The 15,387-nt window shown below is 55.6% G+C and carries 10 protein-coding genes and 2 pseudogenes; 11 read left to right on the top strand and 1 reads right to left on the bottom strand.

The genetic code is table 11. The features are described 5' to 3' along the window. Nucleotides 1-243 precede the first annotated feature (243 nt). The 5 genes from J4G43_RS49415 (at nt 244) to J4G43_RS49395 (ending at nt 2,783) form a co-directional block, all read left to right on the top strand. Nucleotides 244-492: a hypothetical protein gene (locus J4G43_RS49415; RefSeq protein ID WP_208089196.1), complete on the top strand. Its 249-nt coding sequence runs from the start codon at nt 244-246 to the stop codon at nt 490-492. Between the two features lie 120 nt (nt 493-612). After that, nucleotides 613-852, top strand: a complete 240-nt coding sequence (locus J4G43_RS49410) for a hypothetical protein (RefSeq protein ID WP_208089195.1) — start codon at nt 613-615, stop codon at nt 850-852. 149 nt (nt 853-1,001) lie between these two features. Continuing rightward, a complete protein-coding gene (locus J4G43_RS49405) occupies nt 1,002-1,454 on the top strand; it encodes a hypothetical protein (protein ID WP_155258167.1) in 453 nt (150 codons plus the stop codon). 235 nt (nt 1,455-1,689) lie between these two features. Beyond that, on the top strand, nt 1,690-1,929 hold the full coding sequence (locus J4G43_RS49400; protein WP_208089194.1) for a C-terminal helicase domain-containing protein: 240 nt from the start codon (nt 1,690-1,692) through the stop codon (nt 1,927-1,929). Between the two features lie 182 nt (nt 1,930-2,111). Beyond that, on the top strand, nt 2,112-2,783 hold the full coding sequence (locus J4G43_RS49395) for a hypothetical protein (RefSeq protein WP_155258166.1): 672 nt from the start codon (nt 2,112-2,114) through the stop codon (nt 2,781-2,783). A gap of 611 nt (nt 2,784-3,394) precedes the next feature. Here J4G43_RS49395 and J4G43_RS49390 read toward each other — a convergent pair. Further along, a pseudogene (locus J4G43_RS49390) lies at nt 3,395-3,986 on the bottom strand (transposase); the annotation flags it as partial. A 671-nt stretch (nt 3,987-4,657) separates the two neighbouring features. Between J4G43_RS49390 and J4G43_RS49380 the strand changes: the two are divergent. The 6 genes and pseudogenes from J4G43_RS49380 (at nt 4,658) to J4G43_RS49355 (ending at nt 15,218) form a co-directional block, all read left to right on the top strand. After that, complete coding sequence (locus J4G43_RS49380) at nt 4,658-5,926, top strand: IS256 family transposase (protein ID WP_038952271.1); 1,269 nt, start codon at nt 4,658-4,660, stop codon at nt 5,924-5,926. Between the two features lie 177 nt (nt 5,927-6,103). After that, nucleotides 6,104-7,786, top strand: coding sequence for an ATP-binding protein (locus tag J4G43_RS49375; RefSeq protein WP_208089193.1), 1,683 nt, complete (start codon nt 6,104-6,106; stop codon nt 7,784-7,786). Nucleotides 7,787-8,611: 825 nt separating this feature from the next. Then, a pseudogene (locus tag J4G43_RS49370) lies at nt 8,612-8,882 on the top strand (transposase); the annotation flags it as partial. 569 nt (nt 8,883-9,451) lie between these two features. Further along, a complete protein-coding gene (locus J4G43_RS49365) occupies nt 9,452-10,234 on the top strand; it encodes a hypothetical protein (protein WP_208089192.1) in 783 nt (260 codons plus the stop codon). Nucleotides 10,235-10,314: 80 nt separating this feature from the next. Beyond that, the gene (locus J4G43_RS49360; protein WP_208089191.1) at nt 10,315-14,667 is read left to right on the top strand and encodes a GLUG motif-containing protein; all 4,353 of its coding nucleotides are present in this window, start codon (nt 10,315-10,317) and stop codon (nt 14,665-14,667) included. A 353-nt stretch (nt 14,668-15,020) separates the two neighbouring features. Next, nucleotides 15,021-15,218 (top strand): hypothetical protein, encoded by a 198-nt coding sequence (locus J4G43_RS49355; RefSeq protein ID WP_208089190.1) that lies wholly within the window; start codon nt 15,021-15,023, stop codon nt 15,216-15,218. Nucleotides 15,219-15,387 lie beyond the last annotated feature (169 nt).

Genomic DNA, 15,387 nt, shown 5'->3' with positions numbered 1-15,387 from the left:
CTTCGCAACCGAATCCTACGCCGCATCAGCGCTTTACACCACGCTCGCCAGCCTCTCAGGCGCCCTCTCGCGAATAAGACGGGCTAGGTAGAGCCATCGCGGATCGCTAGCGACAAAACCAAACCTCCCTAGGCGTGCGACCCGACACGTATTAAACTATTCCTGCAACAGGAGGTTGACTATCCCCGCCGATGGAATAATCTTCGTCACATTCACACACGATTTCTTGTCGGAGGGTCTGGCATGATTTGCGTTCGTGTATTGTCATTATTGTTTCTTTTGATGGCGAGCGCGGGCGCGGGCGCTTGCGCGCAGACTGATTTCGTCGCGACAAGTGTAAAGGTTGATCCGGTCATGCAACCGAAACAGCCCGGCGACGTGTTCAAAGAATGCGCCAACAACCAGGCTTGCAGCGCGGTTCTCAAGGGTGCGGCTTCGTATCTTGGTGTGTCGCCGACCTTGGTTTCCGCAGTGCTTGCGATCGTTCCCTAGGCCACAAGGGAGGGCGAGGAAGGTCATTTCACGATCCAGTTGCCGCAAGGCTATGTCTACTGCCGGGCATCGATCCATACGGTTTCGGTGGTTCCAGCGACTGGAGACAGAGCGTCACTCATGTCGGCAACGACTAACGAACGCGGTGTCGGCATATACACCTGGACCCCGAAACAAGGCGTTGGGCAAGGCAGAAGCTGGGTTGAGGCCGACTACACAATCTATGGCGTGAAAAGCGACCTCGCCGAAAAATACCGCACCGAGGGCAAATGCAAGCCGGTGGGGAAAAATATCATCAATTGTCGTGGGGCCACGGGTGTGAATCGCGGCCTGCCTGCGTGCGGCTCGGTGGATGACTGACCGTATAGTTGCGGGGTCTAGCTCAAAGCGGTGACACGCAATCTGAGTCGTGATAGCTTGTTGCGACCGAACGTTGCGCGCGTTGCCTGGCACAGCATCGGTCGTGATTTGTTTGGACTCAAAGAATAAATGTCTTGGAGGATCTTCAGATGAGCTACAGAAATGTGGCGGCGTCATTCATGGGCGCCGCGCTTCTATTGTCCAGTACGGCGTTTGCTGCTGTTGACCCCGTGAAGAAAGCGATAGAATTACTCGGCAGCGCGGTGCCCACGATCCAAGCTCAGATGGTGTCTATGAGCCAAGGTTGCTCGGGCGGCTCGAACGGCGTGCCACCCGTTAGCTGGGGTGCGTTGCAGGTTCATGGTTATGGGGCCGTGAATGAGCTGCACGCCGGACAGATGTCTTTGCAGGGAGGCCAGATTCCGGATGGCGTTCAACATATCAAGACTGGCTTGGTTGAGTACGACGCGCTGATCAACGGCTTGGCTTTGAGCTGCTCGGGCGGCGCGCACGGAGAAAACCCCGTGAGCTACGGCAACTATGTGGAGTTCAGGAACAATCTGAAGACCCAACTTCAGACGATCATTCAGTTCTTGCAGTAAAGGACTTGATCCACTGCCCAACCGCGCGGGTGCCATTGTGGCGGTCGCGCGCTGCGGCTATTGGCAGCCGCATGCAATGGTGGCGGGCTGCTTCATTGCAGGATGGTCCTTGCTGGAGGGATGGTGCAGTAGCGAAGGATGAGCTTGCGTGCATCATCCAAGGAGTCCAAGGGTTTGTGGCGGATGGCGAGGAAGAACCTACGCGGAATGGATTTCATTGCGAGGTGCCCTTTCGTTGAACACACCCTACAGGCCGGAAATCTTGGTTTCTACCCAGGTAGGGGCTGAAGGCATCTATCTGCACAGAGAGTGCCGCCACGTCATTCATCATGGCCTATCGTGGAATCCTGCGACTATCGAGCAACGCACCGGTCGTGTTGATCGGATTGGCGGCAAAGTCGAGCGCGAGCGGCTGAACGCTGGCGATGCGCCGACGTTGGAGATCGGCGTCCCGTATCTCGCGGCTACCTATTGACCTGCCCCTGAGAATTTCCTCCAGAAGGAGTTAGAGTCCGGCCTGACGAAGGACGGACAAAGACAATCGAGGACATTCGCAGCAATCTACGAAAGCTCGGCAATGCCGGCGCGTGAGTGATGGCGAGATTTTCTCCGTCAACTGGTGAGCGGACGGAGATCACCACTGGTAGGGAGGTTACTGTGCGCGTAGGACTCCTATGCCTGGTAGCGGAGATCGTGTGTGCCACAGCGGGCGGCACGGCTCCAAAGCTTTCCGACGATCAGTTACCGCCGCGGACGAGCGACCGGAAGGCCCAGACCGAAACCGTGATCACCCGTCCAATCGTGCCGCTGGATGAATTAATTGATCAGACACCCGACGGCAGTCTAGTGATCGAACTCTATCAATCGGTGCGCAACATTGGAGACGTGGAAGCAGCAAACGAGCACGTCAAAGCACAGGTCATCAGGGCGCAGTCTGTCGCCGCCGACGTTGCACGTTTGCACGACAGCACCTTCAAATCGTGCGATGGCTCGGAAACGCCGAAAATTGAAACGATCGCCAGCAAGGCTCGCGCCTTCTCAGCAACTCTCGCCCGCGTTGATGGCGAGCTCACAAAGGCGTTGGCCGCGACACGGCAGATAGTAGAAACCGAGCGACCTAGCTCGATCAGGGCTAAGGAGGATCTAAACCGGTTTGTGCTCACAGCGCATGAACTCGGTCGTGTGCGCGTGCAGGCGACCGAGATCGCAAAAGCCCTTGAGGGTCTCAGCGTTAGCATCCGCACAACACTAGCCTCGTGCACTGCGATCCCGGTGCCTCCACTGTTCGCTGTGCGAGATACGCCTCGCCTCGGAGGCAAGGCGCGCTGATCTCCTTTCACGTCGCCGATGCGCGTGACTAAACCCGCGGCTACCTCAGCGCCGCGTTTCAGCTGGTAGTGCAGTCTGATCTCCCGACCGCCTCGATGCGCCTGCAGTGCGGCTACACATTTAGACAAACCCTTCGCGCCACCTCTCGGATGTCTTAATAGGAAGGGAAGCCTTTGACCAAGGGCTCCCTCCCATACGCACCGTGAACAGTTTTTTTCTCATAATTATTATTACTGCCACAAAAGAAAGATAATAAGGTGTGGAAAACAAAACCGAGGGAGGTGGACAAGTGAAGGATATTCGGCGTTTGCGCGCAAGGGGCTCACTGTGTCGTCAGCAGGCGGCATACAATACCGCACAGAGTTGGAAGCTCCTCGCAGAAGCGGAGTACTGGGAGCACTTAGCCGAGGCTGAAATATCTTCCTACTTCAAGGAATGCAACGTCCCTCGCCCGTCCTATTCGTGAGAGTGCGGCTTTTGGGCCCGATTGATGCGGCCGCACATCTTGTCTGACGAGGCGCACAGGATTGCCCTCGGCTTTTCGCCGCCTGACGACCGGTACTTTGCAGCGCGCTTGAGGGATGGGGTGGGCGAGCCCCTCCAGGACCGAGCGGCAGCAGCGCGCCTGGCAAGCAGCGGATCAGGTCGGCTTCCGGACAGGCCGCGGCAAGCGCAAGGCGAATGCGGCTCGTGGTCTCGACCACACGGGCAGCGATTTTCAAGAGACGAAGACGCAGCGTCGCGAACTCGGCAGCGGCCAATTGGGCTTTGGGAATGGCGTCGCGCACGGTCAGCATCAGCCAATAAGCGGCGGTGTGGAGAACGAGACGGACCTGATTGGCGAGCGCCGAACGACGCTGGTGCGGTCGGAGGCGAGCTGTGTCTTATGCAGCTTGATCAGATTCTCGGCTTGGCCGCGCGCGCAATACAGGCTGTCGTAGATCCACTCGGCCGAGCCGACATCGAGGCTGGTGACGACGAAACAGATGTCGAGGCCGAGCATGGTCGCCTCAATACGGGCGACGGTGCGCCGTTCGCGATCCCAGGACTTTGCCTTGTGGCGCGTCGCGTGCGGATGTCGTCGGCGACCTCGTCGGCTTTTCTGGCGAGAGGCTTGGTGCCGGACAAGCCGAAGATGTAGTCGATGCCGTTGGTCTCGCACCACGCCATCGCCTCCGGCCGAGCATCGTGCCCGTCGCCACGGAACTAATTCGCGTGTTGCCGCATCAGCTTGCACCACGCTCGCCAGCCCCTCAGACGCACTCTTGCGAATAAGACAGGCTACCACAGTTGCGACCAATAAACAGGTTCACTGCTGCCTGGCCGAAGAAGCCGTGTGATCCTCGTGGATAAATAGAGACAGGCACTCGGCTCAACCAAGCATCGGCCGTACCATGCGCCGCGAACTGTCGGAGCACGCTATGCCTAAGATCAGTATAGACCTTGAGAACTGCTACGGAATCAAGAAGTTCAAAGCGGACTTCGATTTCAAAAAGGCGAGAGCGTTCGCCATTTACGCTCCCAATGGAGCAATGAAATCATCGCTGGCGACGACTTTCCAGGACATTGCAGATGGTCAGCCATCGAAAGACCGAATATTCCCCACCCGGACCACAAAGCGGACCGTTACCATCGACGGTGCCCCCCCCTTTCCGAGGACGCCGTACTGGTTGTCCGGCCCTATGACGAGGTGTTTGGGAATAACGAGAAGACCTCGACTTTGCTCATCAATGCAAAGCTAAAACAAGAATATGTCAGCCTGCACGAGGAGGTCGAGGAGCTATGGCGGAATCTGGGTGATGACGGTGTGAGGAAGGCGGCGTATCGAGGCGGGTGACGAGCCTGCCAGAACCTCTCGAGGAGAGCGATACGCCATGACCGAGACTACCAATGTTCTTGCTTTCCGTCAGCCGTCCGCGGTTGATGATCCACTGACCGATATCGTTCGTGCCGGCGCGCGGGACCTGCTTGCCAGGGCGATCGAGATCGAGGTTGGCGCGTTTCTGGCCAGCACGGCCAATCTGACGCTGCCCGACGGTCGAGCGCGCCTGGTCCGACATGGGCACGGTCCGGTGCGCGAGATTGCGACCGGCATCGGTCCGGTGGAGGTCGCTCGTCCCAAGGTCCGCGACCGCGGAGCGAGCGGGCCAGGCGACCGCCTCCGCTTCAGTTCGGCAATCCTGCCGCTATGGGCGCGGCGGACGAAGAGCCTGGATGCCTTGATCCCGGTCCTCTATTTGCGCGGCATCTCGACCGGCGACTTCCAGGAGGCGCTCTCGGCGCTGCTCGGCAAGGATGCGCCGAACCTGTCGCCTTCGGTGATCGCCGGCCTGAAGGCCGATTGGCAGGTCGAGTACGAACGCTGGCAGAGACGCGATCTGTCGGCGCGTCGCTATGTCTACATCTGGGCCGATGGCGTGTACCTGCAGGCCCGCATGGAAGATCACAGCGAATGCATGCTGGTGCTGATTGGCACCACGCCGGAAGGCAAGAAGGAGCTGATCGGCTTCCAGGTCGGCGTGCGCGAGAGCGCGCAGAGCTGGCGCGAACTCCTGATCGACCTGCGGCAACGCGGGTTACGGATTGCCCCGCAACTCGCCATCGGCGACGGCGCCCTCGGCTTCTGGAAGGCACTGGACGAGGCCTTTCCCGGCACGCGGCACCAACGATGCTGGTGCCATAAAGTGAGCAACGTACTCGACAAGGTCGCCAAATCCGTGCAGGGCCCCATGAAGAACGACCTGCGGAACATCTATCTGGCCCCACACCGGGCCGAAGCTGAAACCGCGATCGACGTCTTCGTCGAGAAATACCACGTCAAATACGGACGTGCGGTGGAGTGCCTGATCAAGGATCGCCATGCGCTGCTCGCCTTCTTCGACTTCCCTGCTGAGCACTGGATCCACCTACGCAGCTCGAACCCGATCGAGAGCGTCTTCGCCACGGTGCGCCACCGAACGGTGCGGACCAAGGGATCGCTGTCGCAACAAACTGCGAAGCTGATGGTGTTCAAGCTCATCGACGCCGCATCGAAGACCTGGCGGCGATTGAAGAGCACGAACCAGTTGCCGAAAGTCATCGCCGGTGTAAAGTTCATCGACGGAATCGAAGTCATTCCGAACACTGAAAGCCACGCCGCCTGATCAGGCCGCGTCACCCAAAATCAGCCATAGCTCGAGGTCGAGGAATGCAAAGGCAATCTCATTAAAGCGCTCCAAGCCCAATCTGGATCAAAGCGAGACATCGAAAGGGAAATCTCGCGGACATTCACGGCAAGCGAAGATCAGTTCGGAAAAGCACTATTCCGCATCGAATCTGAGTTGCTCGCTCAAAAGTCTGCCCCCTTCAGCGATGTCGATTATGACACAGTCTTCGACGATAAAGTCACGGGGCTTCTCGCGACGAAGGACGTCAAAACAGCCATCGAGGACTACATCAAAAAGTACAATGAGCTCCTCGCTAAATCGAATTACTTCAAACGCGGCATCTTCAACTACTACAATGCTGCGTCGGTAGCCAAGAGCCTTGCTGATCACGGCTTCTTCAAAGCCAATCACTCAATAAACCTCGTGTCCGGAACGCGCCTCGAAATAAGCGATGCGAAGGACCTGGAGGCCCTTATCTCCAAGGAAAAAGAGGGGATCACAAACGACGCAACGCTCAGAAAGAAGTTTTCAGAAATTGAAAAGCTGATCCAAAAAAATGCGACGGTGCGCGACTTCCAATCGTACATTGAGCAGCGCGAAGAGCTGTTAGCCAATCTCGCAAACGTTGACGCCTTTAGAGAAGAGGTCTGGAAGTCGTATATATTTGCAAATGTCGAACTCTACAAAGAGCTGCTGGCTCACTACCGTTTAGTAGAGAAGAGGAAAGCCGAGATCGAAAAGGAAGCTGCCGCGGAACGCACCCGCTGGGAAGAAACGATTGAGATCTTCAACGACCGGTTCTTTGTGCCGTTCGAGCTTGTCGCGAAAAACAAAATCTCCGTCATGCTCGGTGAAGACCCTGTCTTGAATCTCGGCTTCATCTTTAAGGATGGAACAGAAAGCACATCGGTTGATCGGGTGGCCCTCATCTCGGCGCTCAGCACGGGTGAAAAGAAAGCCCTATATATCCTGAACATCCTTTTCGAAATCGAGGCGCGGCGAGCAGCAAACCAGAAGAGCGTACTCGTAGTCGATGATATCGCTGACTCGTTCGACTACAAGAACAAATATGCCATCATCCAATACCTGAAGGACATTGCAGATGATGAAACGTTTAGTCAGATAATCCTCACACACAATTTCGATTTCTTTCGGACCGTAAATAGCCGATTTGTCGATTACGACTACTGCTACATGGCATCGAAAAGTTCCGCCGGGCTTTCGCTGCAGAAGGCGGCCGGCATAAAAAACATCTTCGTGAATGACTGGAAGTTAAACTTTCACTCGGATGCGAAGAAGCGAATTGCCTCAATACCGTTCATTCGCAACCTTGTTGAATTCACGAAAGGCGACGCTGACGCCGACTATGGGACGCTTACATCATTGCTGCATTGGAAGACAGACAGCGCTACGATCACGCGGAACGCACTAGCCGAGGTCTACAATCGCGTGTTCCATTCAACCATAACGCTGCCCGATGGTAGCGGCTCTGTATTGTCGGACGTCTTCACCGCCGCCAAGGAATGCCTCGACGCGACGGAAGGTATGAACTTCGAGAATAAAGTCGTCTTGTCGATAGCCACGCGAATTGCTGCTGAAAAATTCATGGCCGAACGAATAAAGGATGAGAAGCTGCTAGCTGGCATAACTTCGGCTCAAACCCCTAAGCTGCTCAGAGAGTACAAAAAGCAGTTCGGGACCGAAACCGCCAACATTGCGATCATTGAACGAGTGATGTTGATGACCCCGGAGAACATCCATATGAACTCGTTCATGTATGAGCCCATCATCGACATGTCCGACGATCATCTTCGAAGGCTATATCAGGAGGTTGAGACGCTCAGTTACGGCGGCTAGCTTTTGGCTTTCTTTTGGAGTGGCTGTGAAACGTCCGCCTTTTTGCTCGAATGATCACGGGGGTTAGTTGCCCGCTTTCTTTCAACACGCGGCGTTCGGCCTGTTCGCAATAACTTCCATATCTATTCCGACCACGGATCCACGCGACACAGTCCAAGGAGGTGCGCCCATGCGACAATCTCATCAAGCTGGCAGTGTCCCGAACACTCCCCGGCGATGCCAGCGAAGTTGAAGCGATCGGCAATGCCGAACTGGCTGGTAGACCGCCACTGAGGCGCCAGCATTCGCTGCCTCAGCAAGCCCTCGATACGCCCCTGGAGACACCCCCTGACGCCGTGTCCATGCCGGTGATCCAGGGGATAAAGCGCAGAATTGATATGGATAACGATGCCAAGGCTTTGCATCCTTGTTCCTCGGGCCATTTCCAACACGACCGTCTACGAGCTAGCTCGTCGCCGTCCTCTGAGGCTCACCGCCTCATCGGATGCAGCGTGGTCGCACTGAAAGCTGCCGAAGGTACGCCAGCGATCATAAGCTTTAAGTAGATACGATAGTTGGGCAACTGCAACAGATCGGTTTCATCAAATTGGCCTTGAAATTCCCGCGCCAGGTATGTCGCATCCTCTGAACCAACCCTAAAGGAAATGACCGCACCGGCGTTTCCGAGAACGGCATGACGAACGTCTGGTTCAAGCTGATGAAGGTATTATTGGGCGACTGTAAAGCCGTCCCGATACTTGTTGTTCGCCGTCAGCGCATGTGAGACAAATTGAAGGATTTTGCGGAGGGTGGATTTCTGGTTCATCGTAGCCACCAGGAGCGAAGATGAAGCAGAAATCCGGACCGGGCAAAGCGCCGGCAGAACAGTGCTAAAGGACATTCGGCGCCAGACACGCGGCAGTATTCGGCGGAAGAGAAGATCCGTATCGTGCTGGAAGGACTGCGGGGCGAGGAGAATATCTCCGAGCTCTGCCGGCGCGAGGGCATTGCCGCCTCAATGTACTATGGCTGGTCCAAGGAGTTCCTCGAAGCCGGTAAGCGTCGCCTGGCGGGCGGCACGGCGCGTGCGGCGACCTCTGGCGCGGTGAAGGATCTGCTCGTCAGACGGCAGCGGCGGGTAATTGGGTGTGGAAAGATATCGTTTCCCGTCAAACGCGCAATTCTTGTTGCTTCCTGGAAAGAAAAAGCATCAAATTCGAGCGAGGCGCAATTGAGCGCCGACAGCTGCCCACAAAATGGCGGCATACCGAGACCGCCGTTATTTGAACTGGCAACGTCGATGCCATCGGCAGGCACCGCAGCGTCTGCGTCGAGAGCGCAGCTCTATATTCAACGTATTCTTGACCGACGTGATCGTAAGGAAACGAGGCTAACGGAGCCCGTACTTCCGATACGCGGGACGTACTAGCTGAACGTCAAGGCTATTTTGACTGGAGGTCGGACCGGGCATTTCTATTCTCTGAAATGGCTTTGTACGGGGCGAGTTTCAGCTCCAACCGTGCTCAACAAGACATTTGGTCCGAAGCCAATTGCAGAGCGCTTCGCACGAAGATTTGGGGCAATGCCGGAGCTGGGCGTTGTTTCGCACGATCCCGTGTTCGAACTACGTAAGCAGATCATTCACGCCAGGAAACAGCGATTGCCGATAAAACTTCATCGAAATCAATGATCGCTTCTTTTCAATTTGAGAAAACGATATCCACGGCACGTTCTTGCCGTGCCTGCTCGCTATGGTTCAATAGCATCATGCCGCTCTCAAGTTTGGCAATTGTTCTGCAACTAACACTTACTCTTCTGATATTCGTTCAAAGCCATTCCGAACTCCCGCAGTCGGCTCGCGATCTTGCCCTGCAAACAGCTCAAACCGCGGTCAACCAAGCTACCAGACAGCTCGCGACCGATGCCAGTGCCAGTGTCGGCCTCCATGGTATTGTCAGCTCTACAACTGCTTTTAAAGAGCGCGCAGTCGACAGAACTTCAGCGCAAGCTGTAATGGCTTCAGGTTGGAAAACATACGCAAATATCCAATATGGATTTTCACTACGGTATCCTTCAGGCGCATCCATATCCTTCCTCGATCACGTTCTTCCTCTCGGAAGCGACATCGTTTTACCTTGTGACGGTGTCGATGCGGGAACGTCTTCTTGTACTCGCTTTATTGAAAAAGATGGATCGTTTGGAAGTCCGAACAATTTCTCATTCTTTGTTTTTCAATCTCCCATGCGCAATCTCGAGACGTATGTTCGCAGCCATGGACAACCGAATGATTTTGAGACTCTAACGATAAACGGCCGGCCTGCATATCGGGCTCATTTCGGAAACTACCCGCACGGATTTAGCTATCTTTACATTCAAGATTCGGCACACATGATTCTCTTTCGATTCTCAGATGCAAGTGAACAACTTGCAAACGCAGTCCTCTCTACTTTGAAATTCGACGCTCTGTGAACCTTTTCACGGATTATGAAAATGGGTGCTGATCACGCCAAATGATGGCCGTTCGTAACGCGGTAAAATGGGAGTAGAAGATGACGTTAGTCGCTAGCCTACTATCCGGCTTCCCAACAGACATCCTAAATCCGCAAAGTACTGATCAAGCTAAAATAGCTATACTCCAAAACTGGCTTCTAAAGAACGGGTTTGTGACGGAAGCCGATGTGCACACGGGGCTTGGAATCTATGGTCCCGCTACGACGGCCGCGGTGGCGTCCCTCCAGCAGCAATTAGGCGTGAATGCCGGCAGCAATGCCGGCAGCTATGGAAAAGAAACCATTGCGATTGTGCAGGCTGAAATTGATGCTCTAACAGCGACGGTGACGCCTAATCCAGACCACCTGGGAAGCTTGATAATACAGGAGTTCGAATCCTTCAGTTCAAATGCATATTGGGACAAAAATGCTTACCGAGTAGGATTCGGCAGCGACACGTACGCAATTCCGGATGGTTCGGGAGGTTGGTCCTACGGCCATACGGTCACGGAATCTACTGAAGTAACGTTAGCAGCAGCGCTCGCTGAGCTGACTCATCGCCTCGATACGCAAACGAATGCCGGAATTCCGGGGATTGAGCGGGATATCGGTGAAGCCAACTTTCTCAGCTTATCGCCGTTACGACAAGCGGTACTTGAGAGCCTCGCATGGAACTACGGCAGTTTGGCAGCCCCGCGCCTTGCCACAGTCCTTGCTGACTTACGAAATAATAGCTCCTTCAATCAGATCGCTAACGACATCCAAGCACTTTCAGACAACCCGAGTCGCCGAGGTATCGAAGCAGATTTGTTTCGGTGGGAGCCTCCTCCCTCAAATCCAGCGGTAACTATCAATACGTTGGCCGATTTAGAAATTGTTCGGAAATACATCGCCGGACATTATATTCTGGGGGCAGATATCGATGCTTCGGGAGCAACCATCGCGCCTATTGGCTCCTCCTCGAAACCGTTCGCGGGTACATTTGATGGCAATGGTCACACGATCAACGGGTTGCACATAGTTGGGAATGGTATTTACGTCGGCCTTTTCGCGGAGGTTGGCCCTGGCGGGAAGATCTCTAACCTCGGGCTGACAAACCTTTCCGTCTCGGCTCCGCGCGGCTACGACGTCGGTGGATTGGCCGGACGTAACCTCGGAACGATAGAGAATAGCTATACTACTGGCTCGATCAGCGGCACCGCCGGAAACTTCGTTGCTGGACTGAACGGAATCTCTATCGGCGGCATCGCGGGTTGGAATTTCGGCAAAATTATTAAAGACTCGCATTCCTCTGCAACGATCACAAGCGACAGCACCATTTTTGTCGACCTAGGCGGTCTCGCCGGAGGCAACTCCGGCATGATCGACCATTCATACGCGAGTGGAACGATCAAAGGGCACAGCGGGGTGTATGGCTCGGGCCTTGTGGAGATTGGAGGCTTAGTCGGATCGCTCGGTTTTGGTACAACCGGCGGCAAAATCCAGAACTCCTACGCTACTGGGTCAGTGATCAGTGACGGCTCGAGCACCGCGGCTGGAGGACTCGTAGGGGCTTCAGTAAGCAACAGCACGATCTTCCAATCCTACGCGACCGGATCAGTCAGTACGGGTGGTCCCAGCTGGGACGGTGGGCTCGTAGGAATTTTGTTTAACGGCACCATTTCGCAATCCTTTGCAAGGGGCTCCGTGATAGTCGGCAATGGCGGGGATGCTGGCGGCCTCGTCGGACAGATGAACTCGGGCACAATATTTGAATCATACGCAAAAGGTCCTGTGACTGGCAGCACCGGTTCAGATGTTGGCGGCCTTGTCTCGCATTCCTATGGCGGCTCGATCACTCAGTCATACGCGACAGGAAAGGTTACCGCGGGCTCGCTTGCCATCGCCGGAGGTCTCGTTGCACAAAACGGCTCTTTGATTACCAATTCCTATTGGGACGTACAAAGCACCGGCCAGTCGACGAGTTCAGGAGGAACACCCATTGCAAATTTCTTCCTGAAATTGGGAATACTTCCCACCGGCTTCGACCCCGCAGTATGGAGCGAAAATATACTGTTGAATACCGGCTATCCCTATCTTAAGTGGCAAAAGGTCATTGATGGCAATATTTCGGGTGCGCTCGTATTCGCGGATGATAACAATAACGGCATACTCGATCCGGACGAGCTTTTCACAGTAACCGATAGTGGAGGCTACTTTGAGCCGATTGGAGAAGTTGGCCCGCTAGTAGCCTACGGAGGAATAGACACCTCTACAGGACTTCCATTCAAAGGGCCCCTCGAGGCCCCGACAGGCTCGACCGTCATTACGCCGTTGACGACACTCATAAGCGCTTTGCAGTCGCAGGGCGATTCTGTCGCTGACCTGAAAGTTCTTGCAGCATTTGGACTGCCTCCGAGTTTAAATTTGACTACTTTCGATCCGATTGCGGCCGTTCAGGCTGGCGACATTGCCGGCGCGGAAGTCGCTGTGACAGCTGCCAAGGTTTACAACACGGTCTCGCTGATCGCGTCGGCACTGGTCGGGGCTGGTGGCACATTCGTAACCGGCGCCAATGACGCGTTTGCGGCAATCGCCGCTGCAATTGGCGGCTCCGGCATCATCTTAACTGATAATGCGGCGCTGAGCGCGCTGATCAGCAGCATTGCTCAGTCCGAGTCATTGAGCCTCGGCCAACGCGTTGCCGACAACATTGCTTCCCTGATTGCGGCAAGCAACGCAGCACTCGACGAAAAGGCGCTAGCCGACGGTAGCAGTAACGCGCTCTTGAATGACATCGCGGCCATCGAACGGGTGTTTCAAGGCTCTGTATCAAACGCCATCCAGCAATCGGCCGACGATCCGTCGCAGCTTCAAGTTATCGTGGATGCGTTCTCTGGAGCCAAATTGACCAGTGCCATTGCGACGGCATTAAGCCATCTCGGCAACAATCAAGACCTAGACCCGCCGACGCTGACGCCGGTAGGCGACCACACCGTGCATGCGACGGGTCTGGCAGGTGCCAAGGCGACATTTTCGGCAACGGCCAGTGATCTCGTTGACGGTAATGATCCCGTCGTCTTCAAAGAAGACAAGACCGTGGTGCACTCCGGCGATATGTTCGCGCTCGGCACCCATACGATTACTGCAAGCGCGACCGACGCCGCGGGCAATACTGCATTCGAGACGTTCACGATCAAGGTAGTCGACGAAGCGCCGTCGGTATCTGCGCTTTCGCGTAGCGTCGGTGAAGATGGCCCGATATTCAGCCAAGACCTGCTGATTGGAGCGAACGATCCGGATATCGGGGATCTGCTGTCGGTTTCCGGCTTCGATCTGTCCGTCACGAGTGCGGGCGGGCGCAAGTTGGTGCTCGGCACCGATTACACGCTGACTAATTCGGCCTTATCCTTGACCGCCGTTGGGTTTGCCAAATTCAACAGCCTCGCGGCATTGCAAACCGACAACGTTGTGTTCCAGTACAGCGTCTCCGATGGCATTCTAGCTACCGCAAATGTCCTGACGTTGAATGTTGTCGGCAGCAATGACGCGCCAGCTCTAGTCAATCAAACCTTGACCCAGGCTTTAACCGCGGGCACGCCGTTTTCACTCACCTTGCCGGCCAATACTTTTCAGGACGCCGACAGCGGTGACCATCTGACGCTCGCGGCAACGTTGGGCAATGGGACAGCACTGCCGTCGTGGCTGACCTTCAACGCCGCCACCGGCATTTTCAGTGGCACGCCCGGTCCCAGCAATGCTGGCAGCTTCGACATCAAGGTGACAGCTACTGACGCCAGCGGTTCGGCAGCCACCGATATTTTCCAGGCGACGGTAACCAACTATGCCCCGATCATCACCTCTGACGGCGCCGGCGCGACTGCGTCGATCATCATCACGGATGATACAAAATACGTGGACACGGTGCGCGCTACCGACCCTGACCCCAATACGACCATCAAATACTCGATCATCGGGGGGCAAGATCAAAAGGTATTCGCCATCGATCCCGTCTCCGGCGCCCTGTCCTTCAAGTCGATGCCACAGGATGGCCGCAGCTATCAGGTTCAGGTCGCTGCGTCGGATGGCGGCCTGCAAGACACCCAAACGATCAAAGTGCAAGTTGCCAGGGGAGCGTTCGAGTTTGGCAACGCCAATGTGGTCGACACCTTCGTGTTCAAGCCCGGCTTTGGACTAGCCATCGTCAACAATTTCGATGCGACGTCGTCGAACCACGACATGCTCGAACTCGACCACGCCCTATTTCGCCAAGCGGACCCCCATGCCTCGCCGGCCGCGAGTTTCGATTTGATCCAGCATCACAGCTTCCAACTGGGCCCGGACGTGATTATCGTATCCGACACCCACGAGCTCATCGATCTCCGAAACACCAACTTGCAATCACTGATAGCCAAGGATTTCATACTGGTCTGAGAGATGACTCACTCTTGGTCAGCCCGCTTCTGACCTAAACCAATTTATCGACACAGTCACGTTGTGCGTGGCGCTGTGGGTTTTCTTGCGCGCGGTTTCTGCCTTCGTACGACCTCTTCGCTTCGGGTAGAGAGCGCTTCCAACTCTTGGGTGGCCTGAAGGCCCGTCAATTCCGGGCCCAATCTTTTCTTGGTGGTCGAGTAGTTCCTTGATGCGCTCAAGTCTTTCCAATTCACGATTCTCGTCCGCGATTCGCGCCAACGCGGAGTCACTGATACTGGCGGCGATGCTGATGTCTTGCGGAACAGGATAGCTGTGGTACTAACCCGCATCGTGCAATCGAGAGGGCGCTAGTGGCTAAGAAAACAAAGGCAAGCAAGAACAAGAAGTCTGTTCGTCGCGAATACACTAAAGACGACGTGAAAGAGCTGCGTGCACATTCAAAGGCGAAGACATCGGTCGCGAAGCTTTCAAAGCTGATGAAGCGTTCAGAAGGATCGCTGAGGCAAAAGGCGCGCACACTAGGCATCGGTCTGGGTCATCAGCGCTAGTTCGAGCACTACCCCCCTTACGCCCCCTTAAAAACGGCGCGGAGCTTGCGTTGCGTCAGGCACCGGAAGTTCATAGTCCCTCCTCGTCGACCCGCAGCCGAGGTTAGCTTGGTAGGAGCGCTTGTGACGAACTCAATTCTTCTTTCCCAACTGGCTGCCCCCGAGATCC

This window comes from Bradyrhizobium barranii subsp. barranii, from assembly GCF_017565645.3.
Taxonomy (GTDB): Bacteria; Pseudomonadota; Alphaproteobacteria; order Rhizobiales; family Xanthobacteraceae; genus Bradyrhizobium; species Bradyrhizobium barranii.
The sequence above is the reverse complement of the archived record's forward strand: the minus strand, read 5'-3'. Positions and strand labels throughout refer to the sequence as shown.